The sequence below is a fragment of the Nocardia nova genome (assembly GCF_002933465.1).
Lineage (GTDB): Bacteria > Actinomycetota > Actinomycetes > Mycobacteriales > Mycobacteriaceae > Nocardia > Nocardia nova_B.
The window spans coordinates 1-17,373 of record NZ_PSZE01000037.1 but is presented as its reverse complement, the minus strand read 5'-3'; the positions used below and the strand labels follow the sequence as shown (position 1 = coordinate 17,373).

At 68.6% G+C, this 17,373-nt stretch carries 19 protein-coding genes and 3 pseudogenes; 11 read left to right on the top strand and 11 right to left on the bottom strand.

Going from position 1 to position 17,373, the window contains the following annotated elements; genetic code table 11:
* Nucleotides 1–52 precede the first annotated feature (52 nt).
* From mftF to C5E41_RS29585, 3 genes are all read left to right on the top strand, one after another.
* Nucleotides 53–1,438 (top strand): mycofactocin biosynthesis glycosyltransferase MftF, encoded by a 1,386-nt coding sequence (mftF, locus tag C5E41_RS29595; protein ID WP_104379009.1) that lies wholly within the window; start codon nucleotides 53–55, stop codon nucleotides 1,436–1,438.
* Complete coding sequence (gene mftE, locus C5E41_RS29590) at nucleotides 1,425–2,108, top strand: mycofactocin biosynthesis peptidyl-dipeptidase MftE (protein ID WP_104379008.1); 684 nt, start codon at nucleotides 1,425–1,427, stop codon at nucleotides 2,106–2,108. Before mftF ends, mftE begins: the two co-directional genes overlap by 14 nt.
* Before the next feature lie 70 nt (nucleotides 2,109–2,178).
* The gene (locus C5E41_RS29585) at nucleotides 2,179–2,553 is read left to right on the top strand and encodes a DUF2255 family protein (protein ID WP_104379007.1); all 375 of its coding nucleotides are present in this window, start codon (nucleotides 2,179–2,181) and stop codon (nucleotides 2,551–2,553) included.
* Between the two features lie 34 nt (nucleotides 2,554–2,587).
* Here C5E41_RS29585 and C5E41_RS29580 read toward each other — a convergent pair whose 3' ends face one another.
* A complete protein-coding gene (locus C5E41_RS29580; protein ID WP_104379006.1) occupies nucleotides 2,588–3,490 on the bottom strand; it encodes an SDR family oxidoreductase in 903 nt (300 codons plus the stop codon).
* Between the two features lie 86 nt (nucleotides 3,491–3,576).
* On the bottom strand, nucleotides 3,577–4,005 hold the full coding sequence (locus tag C5E41_RS29575; RefSeq protein ID WP_181063480.1) for a GNAT family N-acetyltransferase: 429 nt from the start codon (nucleotides 4,003–4,005) through the stop codon (nucleotides 3,577–3,579).
* 253 nt (nucleotides 4,006–4,258) lie between these two features.
* Here C5E41_RS29575 and C5E41_RS29570 point away from each other — a divergent pair, with 253 nt between their 5' ends.
* The 5 genes from C5E41_RS29570 to C5E41_RS29550 all read left to right on the top strand — a co-directional run bounded on the left by C5E41_RS29570 (nucleotide 4,259) and on the right by C5E41_RS29550 (nucleotide 8,378).
* Complete coding sequence (locus C5E41_RS29570; protein WP_104379004.1) at nucleotides 4,259–4,660, top strand: TOBE domain-containing protein; 402 nt, start codon at nucleotides 4,259–4,261, stop codon at nucleotides 4,658–4,660.
* A 5-nt stretch (nucleotides 4,661–4,665) separates the two neighbouring features.
* Nucleotides 4,666–5,451: a molybdate ABC transporter substrate-binding protein gene (gene modA / locus C5E41_RS29565; protein WP_104379003.1), complete on the top strand. Its 786-nt coding sequence runs from the start codon at nucleotides 4,666–4,668 to the stop codon at nucleotides 5,449–5,451.
* Nucleotides 5,448–6,263: a molybdate ABC transporter permease subunit gene (gene modB / locus C5E41_RS29560; protein WP_258081346.1), complete on the top strand. Its 816-nt coding sequence runs from the start codon at nucleotides 5,448–5,450 to the stop codon at nucleotides 6,261–6,263. Before modA ends, modB begins: the two co-directional genes overlap by 4 nt.
* Nucleotides 6,260–7,309, top strand: coding sequence for an ABC transporter ATP-binding protein (locus C5E41_RS29555; RefSeq protein WP_104379002.1), 1,050 nt, complete (start codon nucleotides 6,260–6,262; stop codon nucleotides 7,307–7,309). Before modB ends, C5E41_RS29555 begins: the two co-directional genes overlap by 4 nt.
* A gap of 124 nt (nucleotides 7,310–7,433) precedes the next feature.
* Nucleotides 7,434–8,378, top strand: a complete 945-nt coding sequence (locus C5E41_RS29550) for an MspA family porin (protein WP_104379001.1) — start codon at nucleotides 7,434–7,436, stop codon at nucleotides 8,376–8,378.
* Nucleotides 8,379–8,442: 64 nt separating this feature from the next.
* Here C5E41_RS29550 and C5E41_RS35500 read toward each other — a convergent pair whose 3' ends face one another.
* From C5E41_RS35500 to C5E41_RS35495, 6 genes and pseudogenes are all read right to left on the bottom strand, one after another.
* A complete protein-coding gene (locus tag C5E41_RS35500) occupies nucleotides 8,443–9,279 on the bottom strand; it encodes a DUF2795 domain-containing protein (protein ID WP_439956554.1) in 837 nt (278 codons plus the stop codon).
* A gap of 92 nt (nucleotides 9,280–9,371) precedes the next feature.
* A pseudogene (locus C5E41_RS34595) lies at nucleotides 9,372–9,821 on the bottom strand (glycosyltransferase family 1 protein); the annotation flags it as partial.
* A 41-nt stretch (nucleotides 9,822–9,862) separates the two neighbouring features.
* Nucleotides 9,863–10,531 (bottom strand): SDR family oxidoreductase, encoded by a 669-nt coding sequence (locus C5E41_RS29535; protein ID WP_104378999.1) that lies wholly within the window; start codon nucleotides 10,529–10,531, stop codon nucleotides 9,863–9,865.
* Between the two features lie 60 nt (nucleotides 10,532–10,591).
* A complete protein-coding gene (locus C5E41_RS29530; RefSeq protein WP_104378998.1) occupies nucleotides 10,592–11,803 on the bottom strand; it encodes a glycosyltransferase in 1,212 nt (403 codons plus the stop codon).
* 138 nt (nucleotides 11,804–11,941) lie between these two features.
* A complete protein-coding gene (locus C5E41_RS36320) occupies nucleotides 11,942–12,523 on the bottom strand; it encodes a hypothetical protein (RefSeq protein WP_146097734.1) in 582 nt (193 codons plus the stop codon).
* Nucleotides 12,524–12,569: 46 nt separating this feature from the next.
* A complete protein-coding gene (locus C5E41_RS35495) occupies nucleotides 12,570–12,692 on the bottom strand; it encodes a hypothetical protein (protein ID WP_258081350.1) in 123 nt (40 codons plus the stop codon).
* Between the two features lie 42 nt (nucleotides 12,693–12,734).
* Here C5E41_RS35495 and C5E41_RS35490 point away from each other — a divergent pair.
* Nucleotides 12,735–12,938 (top strand): annotated as a pseudogene (locus tag C5E41_RS35490) (GDP-mannose 4,6-dehydratase); the annotation flags it as partial.
* A 467-nt stretch (nucleotides 12,939–13,405) separates the two neighbouring features.
* Here the strand turns inward: C5E41_RS35490 and C5E41_RS29520 are convergent.
* Nucleotides 13,406–13,651 (bottom strand): hypothetical protein, encoded by a 246-nt coding sequence (locus C5E41_RS29520; RefSeq protein WP_104378997.1) that lies wholly within the window; start codon nucleotides 13,649–13,651, stop codon nucleotides 13,406–13,408.
* A 577-nt stretch (nucleotides 13,652–14,228) separates the two neighbouring features.
* Nucleotides 14,229–14,657 (bottom strand): HIT family protein, encoded by a 429-nt coding sequence (locus tag C5E41_RS29515; RefSeq protein ID WP_104378996.1) that lies wholly within the window; start codon nucleotides 14,655–14,657, stop codon nucleotides 14,229–14,231.
* A gap of 545 nt (nucleotides 14,658–15,202) precedes the next feature.
* Between C5E41_RS29515 and C5E41_RS29510 the strand changes: the two genes are divergently transcribed.
* Together C5E41_RS29510 and C5E41_RS34210 are read left to right on the top strand one after the other, a co-directional pair.
* A complete protein-coding gene (locus tag C5E41_RS29510; RefSeq protein ID WP_258081345.1) occupies nucleotides 15,203–16,093 on the top strand; it encodes an SMP-30/gluconolactonase/LRE family protein in 891 nt (296 codons plus the stop codon).
* Between the two features lie 408 nt (nucleotides 16,094–16,501).
* A complete protein-coding gene (locus tag C5E41_RS34210; protein ID WP_181063479.1) occupies nucleotides 16,502–16,687 on the top strand; it encodes a hypothetical protein in 186 nt (61 codons plus the stop codon).
* A gap of 57 nt (nucleotides 16,688–16,744) precedes the next feature.
* Here C5E41_RS34210 and C5E41_RS29500 read toward each other — a convergent pair.
* Nucleotides 16,745–17,242: pseudogene (locus tag C5E41_RS29500) on the bottom strand (YczE/YyaS/YitT family protein); the annotation flags it as partial.
* Nucleotides 17,243–17,373: the final 131 nt, after the last annotated feature.

The window sequence follows — 17,373 nt, the reverse complement described above, 5'->3', positions numbered from 1 at the left end:
TCCAGGATGCGGCCGATGCCGGCCGGGTCGTGCCGATGGAGGTTGTGCCATTGTGACCGTCACGCTGCGTCCGGACGCGCGACTGCGGTCCTCGCCCGACGGACGAGTCCTGCTCGGCGGCAGTCCGCTACGAATGCTGCGCCTGTCTCCCGCCGGCGCCCGCCGAGTGCGGGGGTGGTTCGCGGGCGAGCCGGTCGGCAGTGCCGCGAGCGCGCAGGCGCTGGCACAGCGGATGCTGGCGGCGGGCGTCGCACACCCGACCGCCGAGCGGGGCCGGCACACCACGGCCGATGTCACAGTCGTGGTCCCGGTCAAGGACAACCTCACCGGACTCACCCGGCTGCTCGCCGCGACCGGCGACGTGAGCTCCCGCATCGTGGTCGACGACGGTTCGGCCGAGCCGATCACCGGTGCTGTCGCCGAGGACGGGGACAGCACGCACGCGACACCGGCCGTAACGATCATCCGGCACCCGGCCGCGCGCGGCCCGGCGGCCGCCCGCAACAGCGGATGCCGCGCGGTCGCTACCGAACTGATCGCCTTTCTCGATTCGGATATCGTGCCCGATCCGGGCTGGCTCGCCCCGCTCCTGCCGCTGTTCGACGATTCCGCGGTCGCGGCCGTGGCCCCTCGGGTGCGGACCTTCGAACACGGCGCGCTCGGCAGCTACGAGGCCCACCGGTCGAGCCTGGATATGGGTGGCGAACCGGCGGTGGTGCGGCCGGGCGGGCGCATCTCCTACGTCCCGACCGCGGCGCTGGTCGTGCGCCGGTCGGCGTGGGAACGAGCGGGCGGATTCGACGAAAGCCTGCGCTACGGCGAGGATGTCGACCTGGTCTGGCGGCTCGTGGGCGACGGGAAAGTCGTTCGGTATCAACCCGATTCGGTGGTCCGGCACGAGCCGCGCACCACGCTGCGGGCATGGCTGCGCCAGCGCTACGACTACGGCACCTCGGCCGCTGTACTGGCGCGGCGACATCCGGGACACCTGCACTGCGCGCGCCTGCCCCGCAGCACCGCGTTCCGCTGGGCCACGATCGCCTTGGGCCGCCCGGGGCTCGGCATCGCGACTGCCGTCGAACCGGTGCGGCAGCTGCGGCGGCTGCGAGCCGCCGGGCTGCCGGCGTCGATGGCCGCGACGGTGGTCGGCGAGGCCGAAGTGTCCGCGGTGTGTCAGCTCGCCGACGCACTGCGCCGAATCTGGTGGCCGGCAGCGCTGTTCAGCCGCCGAGGCCGCCGGTTGCTGCTCGCGGCCTACCTGCCGGTGATGGCCCGCGCGGTGGCGGCCGGCCGGGATCCGCGGGCCGGACTGTTGCGCATCGCCGACGATCTCGCCTACGGGATGGGAGTGTGGGCCGGATGCCTGCGGTCGCGGACCGCCGAGCCGGTGGTGCCGCTGCTGTATCGAATCGAGGGAGACAGTGATGCGTCTGGCTGATCTGACCTCGGCCGACCTCGCCGAGGCCGACCGCGCCCCGCTGCTGGCGATTCCGCTCGGCGCGACCGAACAACACGGACCGCATCTGCCGCTGGGCACCGATACCGCCGTGGCGGTAGAACTGTGCCGCCGCTTGGTCGCCACGCGTCCGGATATCGTTGCGGCGCCCGAGATTCCGTACGGGTCCAGCGGTGAGCACGCCGGATTCCCAGGGACACTCTCGATCGGGCACCGCGCCCTGGAACTGCTGATCGTCGAATTGGTGCGCTCGGCAGACGAATTCGCGGGCGTGATCCTGGTGAACGGGCACGGCGGAAACCTCGAGCCACTGCGGGCCGCCCAACGCCTCCTCACCGTGGAAGGCCGTCCGACGCTGGTGTGGTCGCCGACCGGTCCGGCCGACGACACCCACGCCGGACACGGGGAAACCTCGGTCATGCTCCACCTGGCCCCGGCGCGGGTCACGATGCACCGCGCCGAACCCGGCACCACCCAGCCGCTGCGCGAGTTGATGCCGCGGCTGCGGTCCGGTGGAGTGAAAGCGGTGAGCGCCAACGGAATACTCGGCGATCCGACCACCGCCGACCCCGCCGAGGGCGCGCGGATCCTCGACCGCTGGGCCGGCGCGTTGATCGCCGCGGTCGCCGAGACTTTCCCCGAACCGCGCTGAGGCAGCCGCATCGCCGCGAATCGGCCTAGCCTGGGCGAACCACTGCATCGCGATCGATGGAGGTACCGACATGGCCTGGACCGCCGCTCAGCTCAATCGGCTGGGATCCTGCGAGGAACTGCAGATCACCAGCTATTACGAGAACGGCGCACTGCGGGATTGGACCACCATCTGGGTGGTGCGCGTCGACAACGATCTCTACATCCGCTCCGCCGACGGCCGATCCGGCGGGTGGTACCGCCACGCCATGCACACCCGCGGCGCGCGGGTCCGCGCCCACGGCGTGGAAACCGACGTGACCCTGCACCCGGTCACCGACTCTCACACCAACGACCGCGTCCGCGAGGCTTACGAGTCGAAGTACCGCGACCAGCCCACCGCCCTCGAATCCATGCTGGCCCCCGCCGCCGAGAACACCACTCTGCGCATGGACGCGGTCGGGTAGCTCGGGTGGCCGCCGGCCGGCCGTTGCTTACCGGTTACCGTCCCGTGAAGTAGTGGCCCGCCTCCAAGTCCTCGATGAGGTTGGGGTGCAAGGGTTTCCATCCGAGTAGGGTCGTGGTCGCCGCGGCCGTGGTGGGGTTGTCCAGCTGGACCATGGGGGCGAGGAAACCGAAGTGAGCGGGGGCGTCCTCGGCGTCGATGCTCACGACGGGGACATCCAGGTGGCGGCCGATCACCTCGGCGATGCGGCGCAGCGGGATGCCTTCGTCGCCGACGGCGTGCAGGCGGGTGCCGGCGGGGGCGGATTCGAGAGCCAGGCGGTACAGGTTCGCCGCGTCGAGGGTGTGGCCGGCGGGCCAGCGGTTGGCGCCCTCGCCGACGTAGGCGGACACGCCCTTCTCGCGGGCGGTGGCGATCAGGGTGGGGACGAAACCGTGGTGGTCGAGGGTGCTGTGCACGGTCGGGGGCAGCCGGACCACGCTGGATCGGATTCCGCGCTCGGCGAATCCGATCACCGCGTTCTCGGAGTCGATGCGCGGGCCGGCGGGCAGCGAATCGGCCTCCGTGCCGGTTCGTCCCAGGGCCGCGAGCAGACCCGTTCCGGACGTGCTGACCAGCGGCTTACCCGACCCGGCCAGGGCCTCGCCGAACGCCCGGACGACCCGCAGATCGGCATCCGCCGCACCGAGGAAGTCCCCGGCGATCATGTTCTCGTGTTTGAACGCCAGGTGGATCACGCCGTCGGCCCCGGCCGCCGCCTCGGCCAGCGCCTCCGGATCGTCCAGATTTCCGCGCTGCACCTGCGCTCCCGCGGCCTCCAACGCCGCGGCCGAGGCACCCGATCGTGCCAGTCCGACCACCTCGTGTCCCGCTGACAGCAATTCGGGCACGACCGCGGACCCCACATGTCCCGACGCCCCGGTGATGAATACGCGCATGGAAAGACCTTCCCGCGAGGAATACGCCGCACCTCTCGCACGGCGGCCGCCGATGTCAGCGACTGCCATCACGTTACACCGCGATGTCAGTTGCTGTCATCACCTGCTGGCAGGCAAACCCGGAATCGCTCGACGCCCGGGTACTTCTCGCCCAGCGCGGTCGCGGTGAATCCGAGCGCCGCGTAGAAGCCGAGCGCCGAGCGGTCCGTTTCGGCGACGATCGGCAGCGCGGGATCGTCCGCGCGTATTCGCGCCACCAACCGCCGGCCGACCCCGCGCCCGCGCGGCGATGTCGCGATATGAAGCAGGACGATCCGGTCCGCACACCGTTCGTATCCGGCCACGCCGATGGGTTCGTCCGCCAGAAACACCACCAGCAGACCGGTCGCCGGATCGTCGCGATATCGGCGCAGTACCGCGTCGAGGCGGGTCTGGGCATCACCCACGGCCACCGACAACAGCGAGTGCACCCGGGTATCCGCCGCGAGATCACGGCCGGTTCGAATCATCGTCATCCGGGCACCGTATTCCGGAACTTCGTTGGACTTTCGTCGCCCGCCGACCGGCATAGACGCCGCGGCGGTTCGCGAATCGGGTCGTGGCGGAGACAATTCCGGCGAGAGAGGGCATATCGCCGAGCATGCGTCAGCCCTCGCGTTTCCGTGAGGGGCCGGACCGCACGGACGAGGGCGCGTCCCGGCGAGAATCGGGTAACCGGTATGCAACCGTGCGCTTGCGAACCGCATTCACGGCAATATGCTTCATATTGTGACGAATCTGCGGATCAGTGAGGCGGCGGCGCTGCTGGGGGTCAGCGACGACACCGTGCGGCGCTGGATCGATCAGGGACGGTTGCCGGAGATCCGGCTCGACAGCGGCCGCAAGGGGGTGCGCGGCGCGGATCTGGCCGAGGTGCTGCGTGATCAGCACGCCGAGGCGCAGGAACCCGGCGTGACGGTCGCCGCCTCGGCCCGCAACCGGATGCGCGGCATCGTCACCCGCATCGTCAAGGACACGGTGATGGCGCAGGTTGAGATGCAGGCCGGACCTTTCCGGCTGGTCTCGCTGATCAGCCGGGAATCGGTCGACGAACTCGGTCTCGAGGTCGGCAGTATCGCCGTCGCCTCGGTCAAATCGACCCACGTCGTGGTCGAAATCCCAGAAAGCTGACCAGAATGCAGATCTTGCGCGCCATCGGCGCCGCGGCGGCCGTCGTGGCCGTCACCGTGGGCCTGGCCGGATGCGGTTCCGACGACGCGGCGACCACGTCCGCGACGGGCCAACTCTCGGGAACGGTCACCGTTTTCGCGGCGGCCTCGCTCACCGAGACCTTCACCAAGCTCGGACACGATTTCGAGGCCGCCCACCCGGGCGTGAAGGTCGTCTACAGTTTCGGCGGCAGTTCGGCACTGGCCGAGCAGATCGAGCAGGGGGCGCCGGCCGATGTTTTCGCCTCCGCCGCCCCGGCCGAGATGCAGCAGGTGGTCGACGCCGGTGAGGTCACCGCGAAACCGGAGACGTTCGTGAGCAATCGGCTGGAAATCGCAGTGCCCCAGGGCAATCCGGGCAAGATCACCGGGCTGACCGACTTCGGCAGGCCCCAGCCGCGGATCGCGCTGTGCGCGGTGCAGGTGCCGTGCGGTGCGGCCGCGGAGAAGGTCTTCCAGATCGCCGGAATCACCCCGCGGCCCGACACCCGCGAGCAGGATGTCAAGGCGGTGCTCACCAAGGTGACCCTGGACGAGGTCGACGCCGCACTGGTCTACCGCACCGATGTACAAGCGGCCGCCGACAAGGTGCAGGGCATCGACTTCCCGGAATCGGCGAAGGTGATCAACACCTATCCGATCGCGCCGCTCGCCAAGGCCCCCCACGCCGCCGCGGCCGCCGCCTTCGTCGACTACGTGCACTCCGATCCGGCGAAGAAGGTGTTCGTCGCCGCGGGATTCGACACCCCGTGAGCAGGCCGGGAACGCGGCGATGGGCGGTATCGGGACGGCGGCCGGTCGTGCTGGTGCTGCCCGCGCTCGGCGCGCTGGCGTTGCTGGTGATCCCGCTGATCGGTCTGCTGGTACGCACCCCGTGGGCGAGCCTGCCCAACCGGTTGTTCAGCGCGGAAGTCGGTACCGCCCTGCGGCTTTCGCTGATCTGCGCGACCTGCGCGACCGTAATCTGCTTGCTGTTGGGCATCCCGCTGGCGTGGCTGCTGGCGCGGGCGCACCTCCCGGGCCGAGGACTGATCCGCGCCCTGGTGACGGTGCCGCTGGTACTGCCGCCGGTGGTCGGAGGTGTGGCACTGCTGCTGGTGTTCGGCCGGCGCGGGCTGCTCGGGCAGTACCTGTACGACTGGTTCGGCGTCTCGCTGCCGTTCACGACGCCGGGCGTGGTGGTGGCCGAGGCGTTCGTCGCCATGCCGTTTCTGGTCATCTCGGTGGAGGGCGCGCTGCGCAGCACCGACACCCGCTACGAGGAAGCCGCCGCCACCCTCGGCGCGACCCCCTGGTACACCTTCCGCCGCGTCACCCTGCCCGCGATCCTGCCGGGCGTCACCGCCGGTGGCGTGCTGTGCTGGGCTCGGGCGCTCGGCGAATTCGGCGCGACCATCACCTTCGCCGGGAATTTCCCCGGCCGCACCACCACCATGCCGCTGGCGGTGTATCTCGCGCTGGAAACCGATCCCGACGCCGCGATCGTGCTCAGCCTGGTGCTGCTGCTGGTGTCGGTCGCGGTGCTGGTGTCGTTGCGCGAGCGCTGGATTCGAGGAGCGGTATGACGCTGCGGGCCGAACTCGAGGTGCGCCGCGAGCGCTTTCGCCTCGACCTGTCGCTCACCGTCGCACCCGGCGAGGTGGTGGCGCTGCTGGGGCCCAACGGCGCCGGGAAGACCACGGCACTGCGCGCGCTGGCCGGACTCGAACCGCTCACCGGTGGACGCCTCACCGTCGCCGACCGGGTCTGGGACGAACCTCCGGGAATTTTCGTCCCGGCCGAACAGCGACAGGTCGGCGTCGTATTCCAGGATTACCTACTTTTTCAGCATCTTTCGGCGCTCGAGAACGTCGCATTCGGCTTGCGGGCCCGCGGCATGCGGCGCGCTCCGGCGCGGGGCCGCGCCGCCGAGCAACTCGACCGGGTCGGTCTCGCCGAGCACGCGCAGGCCACACCGCGCACACTCTCCGGCGGACAGGCGCAGCGGGTGGCACTCGCGCGTGCCCTGGCCACCGACCCGCAGCTGCTGCTGCTCGACGAACCATTGGCCGCGCTCGACGCCGGGACCCGGGGGCAGGTGCGCGCCGACCTCGCCCACCACCTGCGCGACTATCGCGGCCATACCGTAGTGGTCACCCACGATCCGCTCGACGCGATGGTGCTGGCGGACCGGCTCGTCATCCTCGAACAGGGCGCGATCGTCCAGCAGGGCGCACCGGCCGAGGTCGCTCGGCGGCCGCGGTCGGATTATGTCGCAGATCTGATGGGGCTCAACCTGTTTCGCGGCACCGCCGACGGCGCCGGTGTCGAGATCGACAACGGCGGGCACCTCACCGTCGCCGCCCCGACCACGGGCCGCGTCTTCCTCGCCTTCCCACCCACCGCCGTGAGCCTGCACCCCGAGCAACCCAGCGGCAGCCCGCGCAATACGTGGCCGGTGACCGTCGACGGCCTGGAACACCATGCCAACCTCACCCGCGTCCGCCTCGACGGAACTCCACCTGTCCTGGCCGACATCACCGCGGCGGCGGTGGCCGACCTGCGTATTCAACCGGGTATGCGGGTGTGGGCCGCAGTCAAGGCGACCGAGATCCATGTCTACCCCGCTTGAAATCTCGAGGTAGGCGGCGTGGCGCGTGTCGAATCCGAGGGCCGCGGGGGTTCCGGCATTATGCTTGCCAGTCGATAGCTGTTCGGGGTCTGCTGCCGTGCCATCGAGGAACAGGATCCAGCTAATGCGACGTCCTCTCATCGCCGCCGCGACGGGTATCGCCGCGGTTACCGCCGTCGCGTCGATCTTATGGACCGGCGGAAGCGAAACGAGTCACGCCCAGCCACCCGGCACCGACGTGACAGGTTCGGGAGTCCATCTGACCGCGTCGGTGGACAACATCGGGGTGAACCCGCCCGGTGACCGAACCCCGAACTATCTCATGACGTTCGCGCATGCCGCGCAATTGTCCGGGAATTTCTCGGTCAACGCCGAGGGCGGTCCGATCACCTCGGGTCAGGCGGTCGCGGGATTCCTGCTCGGGTGCGGGATCAGCGTGGCCGGCGGCTTCAACGTGGGAATCGCGCCCAACCAAGGGTTGCAACTGAGCATCTCCCCGACGTTCACGCCACCTTCCCTGACGACCGCCGCCGCCCCCATCGCGACCACCGGTAGCGCCACTCCGACCACGACCACCACCAGCGGTAACAGCACCTCCCCCACGACCGCCCGCACCACGACCACTCCCCTGACGACCACCCAGACCAAGGCCGTCCGCACGAGTGTCCCTCCCACCACGACGGTCACCACCACGACAACGCCCACCACGACAACCCCGCCCACGACAACGCCTACCACCCCCAGCCTGCCGACCACGTCCGGCAGTGCGGGGCTGCCCGGAGTATCGCCGCCCGGTTTCGACCTCGGACCGAGCGTCGGCGGGTCCCTGGGCCTGACCGAGAATCTGAACGCCAACATCGGTCCCGGTCAGGTCACCACCGCCACCACCGCGACGGCCACCCTGGACAACACGACCACGTTCCCCTACCACATCGCCTTCAACAACGCCGCGTTGAACGTCTCCCAATGCGCGTCTCCGGTTGCGGCCGTCCCGTTCGTCTCCACCACCGTGTCGACGCCGACGGGTCTGGTCCAAACCACCGCGTACGGCGATCAATTCACGTTCTGAAGCGAACGTCCCCATCAACACAGCCTGGGCCGCCCGCAGTGCGGGCGGCCCAGGTGCATTCAGGTCAGGACATGGCCTCGCTCACCGCGTTCGGTCCGTCGAACATACGGTCGGGCATGCTCTCGAGCGCGTCGACGATCTCCGCGCCGGCGCCGTTTTTCCGCGCCGCGCGCACGATATCGCGGCGGTCACACGGATAGTCCACGCCGGAGAGATACTTGTGCACCTGAATGGGATTCACCTTCTGGCTCATCGTTTCTCCTCTCTCGGTACTGTCCGTTCGGGAATGGAACGACGGGGCGATACCACCGGAATCGGAGCCGAAACATCGCAGTTGCCGAGTCGCTGCCGCGATGACCTGATCGGTCCCGATCCGCAGCAGTCCGGGGTCCGGTTCGGTGGCGTGCGGATCGCCGATATGACCCGCCCACAGGGCGATATGGGCCGGTTCGGGCGGCGGCCCCCACCACGCCGACGAGCACCGACCGCCGGGGCAGGCTCGCCGCCGCGGCGACCTGCGCGGCCAGCGCGGCCTCCTCGGCATTTCCCGTGACGACGCGGAGACATCCGGCAGATCGGTGCGCACCCGCAGCCGGTGCCCCAACGACGGATAGCCCGCCGCCTCGGGCAGGGACAGCGCCCGAATCGCGGGCACATCGTCGTCCACGTGATGGCGCACATCGAGCAGCGATCCCGGATAGTCGGGACTGATCGCGGAGATGCGGGCCACTCCCGCCATTCGCAGCACGAGCGCCAGCGGCAGCGGCGACTGATGGAAGGAGGTGAAGATGATCACCTCGTCCGGCTGCTGGGTCTCGACGAGCTTCACCAGTTCGGCAATCGATTCGGCATCGACTGGCGGGGCATCGAAATCGACCCAGCCGGCACGGAATTCGAGCACCCGACGCACGCCGGGCAGCAACTGCGCGGCGACCGCCCGCTCGGCCGGCCACGTCAGCAGTACATCGCCCGCACTGTCCAGGCGGGCCAGACCACGCGCTCTAGTTCCCCGGTGTACCGATATCCCGGATCGACGACGCCGTGCGGGATCACCTCCGTCCGGCAGCGCCCGTTGTCCCACATCAGCCGGTTGAATCCGGTGACGTGGACGAGTGTCACGTCGCTGCGGTCGGCCATCGGATGCCGGCTGGTGGCCGCATGCTCGCGTGGGGTGTTGTGCTCGACGTAGATCACCGGCACCTCCGGGCCGGGCACCCGGCCGAGCCAGTCGCGCACCAGGTCGAATTCCTCCGGGCGCTGCAGGACCACGACGTCGACCGGCTCGTCGGCCAGGTCGGTCGGCGCGACCTCCACGGCGGCATCGGGCCAGGGACGGCCGCACCGGCCCAGGGCCCACTGCCCCCGCTGGGGATCGGACGGAACCAGATAACGATGACGCCCGTGGACGAAGGAGGTCATCCACGACCCGTGCACATGCCACACCAGCACGCGCAGCGAATCCAGAACCGGTACGGCGGCAGCGGTCATGGCCACGACGATTCGATGGAAGCACAGACCAGCATTTCCCGCACCTTTGATCCGGCGGGCCGGGTAAGGGCGAAAACGACTGCGTCGGCGACGTTTTCGGGGCGTTCGAGCCGCACGTCGGGCCCGGGGACGTGCTGCTCCGGGCGGTCGTCGAAGAAGTGCGTGTCCATCCCGCCTGGAATCAACAGCGTCAGGCCGATCTCGCCGGCCAGTGCCCGGGTGAATCCCACGACCCCGAAATTCGACGCGCAATACGCCGTGGCATCGGGCAGCGCCCGCATACCCAAGGTCGAGGCACAGGTCACGACGTGTCCACGCGACGCGCGCAGCGCCGGCGGCGCGGCGCGGATCACCGCCGCCGTACCGAGCAGATTCACTCGCACCACTCGCTCCCAGGCGGCCGCGTCGACCTTCTCCAGTGGGCCGCAGGCGTCGATGCCGGCGGCGGTGAACACCCCGTCGATGCGGCCCCCGGCCCGGTCGGCGAGGGCTCGCGTCGCCTCCTCGGCCGCGGCCGAATCGGCGAGATCTGCTTGCTCCCAATCGACTTCGATGTCGGGGCGGTCGCGATCGATGACCAGCGGAACGCCACCGGCGGCGCGGACCGCGTTCACCGTCGCCGCGCCCAGGCCGGACGCACCACCGGTGATGATGACATTGCCCAGCGGCCGAGTTCCATTGCCAGGGGGCGAATCGGTTGATTCGTCCGCGAGTTCCTCCTGATGTCAGCGAGCGGACGACGCGACGTCGCCCGCGGCGGCCGTGGCGGCGGTCCGTCGATAGGCCGCCGAGGTATCTCTGGAGATCCGATCCCATGAATAACGTCCGCGGGCTCGTTGCAGACCCGCCTCCCCCATCGCTCGACGCGCCTGGCGGGTATCGAGCAAGCCGGACAGGACCTCGGCCAGAGCCACGGGGTCACGCGAGGGGACCAGGCGTCCGGTCACGCCGTCGAGGACGGTGTCGAGCATTCCGCCGACCGCCGTGGCGACCACGGGCTTCGCGCACGACATCGCTTCGAGCGCCACGATGCCGAACGGCTCGTACCACGGCGTGCACACCACAGCGTCGGCCGAGCGCATCAGCACCGGCATCTGCGCGCGCGGCACCGGCCCGCGCAGCCGGACCCGGTGCGCCACACCGTATTCCGCGGCGACGGCACGCAATCGCGCCTGCTCGGCCGCATCCTCGGCACTGTCCGAGCCACCCGCGATCACCAATTCGGTATCGGGAACCTCCGACAATGCCGCGATCGCGGTGTCGAATCCCTTCCTCGGCACCATGCGCCCGACCGAGACGATCCGCCGCGGGAGATCGGGTTCCTCGGCGGGACCGTCGGGAGTGAACAGCGACAGGTCCACACCGCAGGGCACCACCGACGTCCGCTCGCGCGGCACACCCATCTTGCCCAGCTCCCGGACCTCGTCGGAACAGGTCGCCACGATATGTGTCGCTCCGGCGGCCACCCGGCGCTCCGACTGGATGCGGGAGCGCGGGCTGGTGTCGGCGAGCCCTTGATAGCGCCGCTTCACGGTGCCCAAGGCGTGGAAGGTCATCACCACCGGGACGGCGAGATCGCGCGCGGCGCGTTCGGCGGCGATACCCGACATCCAGAAGTGGGCGTGCACGACATCCGGCGTCTCGGCACTCCACCGCTGTCGCAGGAATGCCGCGAACTCGGTGAGGAACGGCAGGATATCGTCCTTCGGGATGTGCCGCGGCGGGCCGGCCGGCACGCGGATCACGCGGTATCCCGCCCCCACCAGCACCTCGGTGGGAATATCGGGGTCGTCCCGGCGGGTGTAGACCCGCACGTCGTGCCCCAACCGGACCAGTCCCGCGGCGAGCTCGGCCACATGCACGTTCTGCCCGCCCGCGTCCACACCACCCAGGGGAGCCAAGGGGCTGGCGTGCTCGGACACCATCGCAATCTTCACGCTTCCTCCGATCCGCGTTACCGCCGGTGGATCCCGCGCTCTCGAACAGCGCCATGGCCGGCCGGAGCCGTGCCACGAATGTTTGCGATTCACTCGGTTTGCATCGCTTCCGCGCGGGCATGACGACCACGAACCGGTTCAGAAGTCGAACGATCGAGCCGGTCGCACCTCGTACATCAGGCCCGGCGAATGCGGAAGCTCTTGCGTCGCAAGAATATCCAGCTTGCCGTTGCGATACTCGCCCGCGAGCATCGACATGGACTCACCACGGCCGTCCAGCGTCAGCACGGCGGCGTGGTGAACCGTTCCTCCTCGGCGGCCGCGACTATTTGGCCGTCCACGACCAATGACTATTTGGCCGTCCACGACCAATGCCGCCGCCGAATCATGAAATATCGCATTGATTCCCAGAACGCGCATCGAACACCTCCCACAGGTGTCGCAAGGCTTGTGGCGGCGAACTACCCGGCCTGTGATGGGATAAACCGCGTCCGCGCCCGCCGCTGCGCGAACCAGGCCAGTGTCCAGCGCAAACCCTCCTCCGGCGAGACGGTGGGGTCCCAGCCGAGCAACGCACGGGCCGAACCGATCGGGACACCGCCGTCGCGGATCGTCGAGCGGCATGTCGACCGATCGGATCGGCGAGTGACCGCCACCGAGCCGCTGAATCAGCGCCACGATCTCGTTGACCGTCATCTCCTGCGGATTGCCGATGTTCACCGGACCTCGATGGCCGGACTCCGCCAGCGCGATCGAGCGCGTCTGTTCACCGTCGCCGGCGATGGTGAGCGGTTCCCCGGCCAGCCTGCTCGATGAAGGCTGGGACCATCCGGCCGTCGTCGGCACGCATGCCCGGCCCGTAGGTATTGAAGATGCGGGCGATCGCCACATCGGTCCCGCGGTCGCGGTGATAGGCGGTCACCAAGGCCTCGGAGTGCAGACGCTGCGGGCCGGTGCGGACGGCACCGCGGCGGCGCTCGACCTGGCGGATCGTCGCGGAGCGCGGCTGCTGCTGGCCTCGAGCAGCGAGGTCTATGGTGACCCGGCCGAACATCCGCAGCGCGAGACATATTGGGGCAACGTCAATCCCGTCGGACCGCGCAGTGTGTACGACGAGGCGAAGCGGTACGCCGATGGTTCAGCACCGGCTTGCCGACCGGGCGCACCGGCACTTCCTCCTCCGGGATGATCGCCTCCTGGTGAGTTTCGCCGCCATTGCCCGGCCGGCCTGCCCGTCCGTCCGTCATTCTCCCGACCTCCTGCCGCTGTACGCCGAACCGCTCGGTCACCGAGCCGATACCCGCCCGATACGGCGACAAACGGTCGCGTGGCTATCGACAGCGCCATGCGGCGAACATCGGCGAGCGAGCACTCCGCCCGCGACACCGAGTGAAAATCGTTCCAGCTCTTGATATCCCGATCGCTCAACCGGCAGGATCCGACGACCCGGCTCCGGCCGGTCCCGAGAACGACGGGTCCGGGCAGCACGACGGCGCTCTCCCGCACCTTCGTGCGCCCGGCTGCGGCGTTCGCGGCCGGTGCTCACCCACGAGATCACCCGGGCCACGACACCGATTCCCCCGCACTGCTACCGGCAGCGCCTCAGTGCGCGCCCGCTCCCGCGAGTCGCTGCGCCAGGAGCTCTTTGCCCATATCCGCACCCTTGCGGCTCTCGGCCTGTGCGCGCCGGAAGAAGTCGGCGAGTTCGGCATCGCCGGCTCGTTCGGCATCGCGACTGTAGACCTCCATCCGCAGCGCGTTGCTCATGCACTGTTCGGTGTACCAGACCAGGTTGTAGTCCTTGTCCAAGGTGCCCGTGATCTGCCCGGTTTCCTTCTCTTTACCCATCGTGATCCTCCTGTTCGGACGCGTTTGTCTCCCGCACTACCCGAGTCGATCGCGACTATTCCTCGGCACGTGACCGAAGACCCTAACGTGATCACCGCGGCCGGACACGACGCGGCGGGCAACGCGGTAGCGCTCACCGCCGGCCACTGCATGTTCAGCCCCGGGCAGAGCGTCGTCGCCCCCGCCATCGGCAGAATTGGGTGGAAAGAACGTGCTGCCGGCTGCGTTGAATCCCCAGCTTCTTTCCGGGAAATTTCAGCCACACGGCGACATGGCCACGCGGTGCAGTGCGTTTCACCCAATAAGTGGGTCACGGGCCGCCCGCCCGACACCACCGTGAACAACCAGCCCGCCAGTGGATGCAACCCGCCGGTGGACGCGGTGCGCGAGGTGAACCTGAAGGAATGCTGCGGTAGTCAGGTCACCGCGCATAGGCGTACAGACGAACATGCGCTGCGCCCTGCCCGAGCAGGGCGCAGCGTGTCATGTGATCAAAGGCACGACCTGCCAGTTCGGGACCGCAATTCCCTGGCGTCTCACAGCCGTATGTCGCTCACAATTTGCAGTGCCCCGAATCTCAATCCAGAACCGCACTGAGCTTGGCTGCGCTGGCGTTGATCGCGTCGGCGTCACCCCGGACTCCGGGCTGCCATGGGAGAACCAGCCGGTCCCTGGACTTGTCGAGATACCGGGGTACGAGGTGCAGATGGAAGTGGAACACCGTCTGCCACGCATCAGCACCGCAACAATTCAACAGATTCAAACCGTCGACGTCCAGCACCTCCGCCGCAGCCCTGGCGATCCTCTGCGTGGCCAATGTCACCGCAGCCAGATCCTCAGGGGGGATCTCTAGAAGGTCTCTGCTGTGCCGTTTGGGGATGACCAGAAGATGCCCGTCCGACGCCGGGTTGATATCCATGAAAGCGAGGGTTCTGTCGTCCTCGGCAACCCGAGCACACGGAACCGTACCGGCAACCATGCCGCAGAACAAACAGTGATCGCTCATGAGGCTCGACCTTAATCGCAAATCACAAACGCCGAGAAGCTATTTCGGCCAGCGTGGACTCGACGGCGCCGCGGGCACACCAGCCACGCTGCTGAGGCCCGTCCCGACGATGACAGTCCCCAGTTCACAGCGGGCCTCGTTCGCGGACGGTGCACTCTTGCGCCTTGGTATGGACTCGATGATCAGAACGCCCGCGACAGTGTCGCCCGCCGTGTGGCCGTGAGGACTCGTCGGGACAAGTTGTGGAGACGGTGGCGGGCTGGTGAGTCGATCGGTGGAATCGCCAGGGGCCTTGGAATGCCGCAGCAGCATGTGCGGCGTTTCCTCGGACAGACCGGCGGCACGGCTACCGAAGCCCCGCAGAGGTTTACGCCGAACACCTCACCGGAGACAACACGTCCATGAGCTCGTCATCGTCACCGGAGACGTCCCGCCAGCCGGTGAGTGCCCCCCCGGATCGACCTGGACGCGGCGACTCGCTCACCAGAACCGGCCTGGCGTAGGTTGAGCCGATGACGAAGGTGGGGAGAAACAAACTACGAAACATGTGCGCAGCTGCCGCGATCGTTGCGGGCCTCTGCTCGACGGCCCCTGCAGCACAGGCCGTGCCGGCCTCGAACTGTGGTGGGTGGCAAGCCGATACCGTCGCCTCAGGCCTGCAACAACTGGAAAACCTGGCACCCGACGGTCACCGCGGCTTCTACGTCTCCGGCGAATCACGCCTCTACCACATCGACGAGGCCGGACAGGTCCGCACGGTCCTCGATGACCTGCCGGTGCCGCGCGGCCTGCAGGTCGACGGCACCGACCTCTACCTGGCAACCGGCCGCGACGGCGCGGTCTCCCGGTACGACATCCCCACCGGTCACATCACCACACTCGCCACGATGACCGTCCCGAACGGGTTGCTGCGCCTGCCCGACGGCGACATCCTCACCACATGGGTCGGCACCGACATCGGCGTCCCCGACACAGGTGTCTCGCGCTACCACCACGACACCGCCACCGTGGAGCCGAACTGGTCACCGGTCCCACGGTCGGAAGGGCTGGCCCTGAGCCCCGACCACCAATTCGTCTACACCGACGACCTTTTCACCGGCCAGATCATCCACATCCCCCTCGCCTCACCCGACCGATGGACCGTCGCCGCGACAATCCCTGGCGGACCGCCAGGCCTCGACGACCTGACCATGTCACGCTCAGGCGACCTCTACGCCGCCGCGCACCTGGCCGGCCTCATCTACCGGGTCGACCCCGACACCGCAACCATGTGCACGATCGATACCGGACTACCAGCAGGATGGGACGGCCCCAGCTCGGTACGGATCGCCCCCGACGGTGACCACTGGGCCCTGTACGTGACCGGATTCGACGGCACACTGCGCCGGCTCCGTCCCCCGGCCGACACCGACCTGAAACCGGTACTCACCCCGTAATCGGGTCTGTAGTTCTCGGGTGTAACTCCTGAGGACGATGGATGCAGTTGTGACTGATGAGAAGTCCGAACAGTCGTTCCAGTCGGCCGTGAGATCGTGATCTCGTTGTCGGCGAAAGGCCTGTCGGTGGTGTCGCCACTGTCGCGGCCGCTCGTCACGGCGCCGCTGGCAGCATCCGGGGGTCGGTGTGCGCAACGGTGACGAGTACGACGATGTCGCCGTAGGGTGCGGCGCCGCGAACAGCCTGCCTTCCCGACGGACGCTGGTACTGCCCGCCCGGCGGACCCGACACCGACTGGCCACACCCCTGACACCCAGCCCGGGATCGACCAACCACCCATACTCGGCCACCATCAACATCAGGCCCCGCGACCGGAACCACCCCGTTCCCATACTCATCGCAAACCGGTGGTCCCTTCAGCCTGGCAGGCGACAGTCGGATCTGTCGAGGCCTGCCACCGTCCCAGCGCCTCGGCCGAGACCCGGGTGTACGTCGCCGGGCTGCGCACCGACGCATGCCCGGACAACGCCATCAGCACCGGGGTGGAGGCACCGGCCTCCGCGGCGTGGGTGAGCTTGCTGTGGCGAAGTTGAATCCTTAGCGCACGGCGAGGGGTGGACCGAATGCCACACCGAGGTCGGGCTGCCCGGCTACGCAGCCGGAACCTCCGCCGCCTCACCGACGACAGGCGTCGGCTTCACGAATCCCGGCAAGAATCGGTTCACCGCAGGGATCATCAGGTGGATCAGCGGACCGATCCCGAAGGCGTACACCAGTGTTCCGATACCGACGCTGCCGCCGAGGATGAAGCCCGTCACCAACACCACCACCTCGATCGCCGTACGCACCACCCACACCGATCGACCGGTGCGCCGAACCAGTCCAGTCATCAGGCCATCCCGCGGACCTGGACCCATACCCGCGCCGATGTACAACACACTCGCCACCGCGTTCAGCACGACCGCCGCACCCATGGCGCCGACCCGCACCGCCGGCGCGTCCCACGACGGCAGCCACGCCAGCCCGGCATCGACCGACACGGCTATCACCACGACATTGCTCACCGTGCCCAGGCCCGGCAGTTGCCGCAGCGGAACCCAGGCCAACAGTACCGCGATGCCCGTAACCGCCGTAACAGCGCCGAAACTGGACGGTCAAGTCCAAATGTGTGGTGTATGGGGGTGATTGCCGCGTGATCCTGTTGGGTCAGGCGGTCAGTGCTGGAGTGGTGGTGTCCTCCTGTTCGTCGGTAGGGTCGGTGAGGCCGCGGGAGCGGGCC

Bases quoted from the DNA above. Each gene is read 5' to 3' on its own strand.
- C5E41_RS29580 (WP_104379006.1), bottom strand. From the start codon at position 3,490: ATGCGCGTATTCATCACCGGGGCGTCGGGACATGTGGGGTCCGCGGTC.
- C5E41_RS29520 (WP_104378997.1), bottom strand. From the start codon at position 13,651: ATGGGTAAAGAGAAGGAAACCGGGCAGATCACGGGCACCTTGGACAAG.
- C5E41_RS29510 (WP_258081345.1), top strand. From the start codon at position 15,203: ATGTGCGCAGCTGCCGCGATCGTTGCGGGCCTCTGCTCGACGGCCCCT.
- C5E41_RS29550 (WP_104379001.1), top strand. From the start codon at position 7,434: ATGCGACGTCCTCTCATCGCCGCCGCGACGGGTATCGCCGCGGTTACC.
- mftE (WP_104379008.1), top strand. From the start codon at position 1,425: ATGCGTCTGGCTGATCTGACCTCGGCCGACCTCGCCGAGGCCGACCGC.
- modA (WP_104379003.1), top strand. From the start codon at position 4,666: ATGCAGATCTTGCGCGCCATCGGCGCCGCGGCGGCCGTCGTGGCCGTC.
- C5E41_RS29555 (WP_104379002.1), top strand. From the start codon at position 6,260: ATGACGCTGCGGGCCGAACTCGAGGTGCGCCGCGAGCGCTTTCGCCTC.
- C5E41_RS29575 (WP_181063480.1), bottom strand. From the start codon at position 4,005: ATGACGATGATTCGAACCGGCCGTGATCTCGCGGCGGATACCCGGGTG.
- C5E41_RS29515 (WP_104378996.1), bottom strand. From the start codon at position 14,657: ATGAGCGATCACTGTTTGTTCTGCGGCATGGTTGCCGGTACGGTTCCG.
- C5E41_RS29585 (WP_104379007.1), top strand. From the start codon at position 2,179: ATGGCCTGGACCGCCGCTCAGCTCAATCGGCTGGGATCCTGCGAGGAA.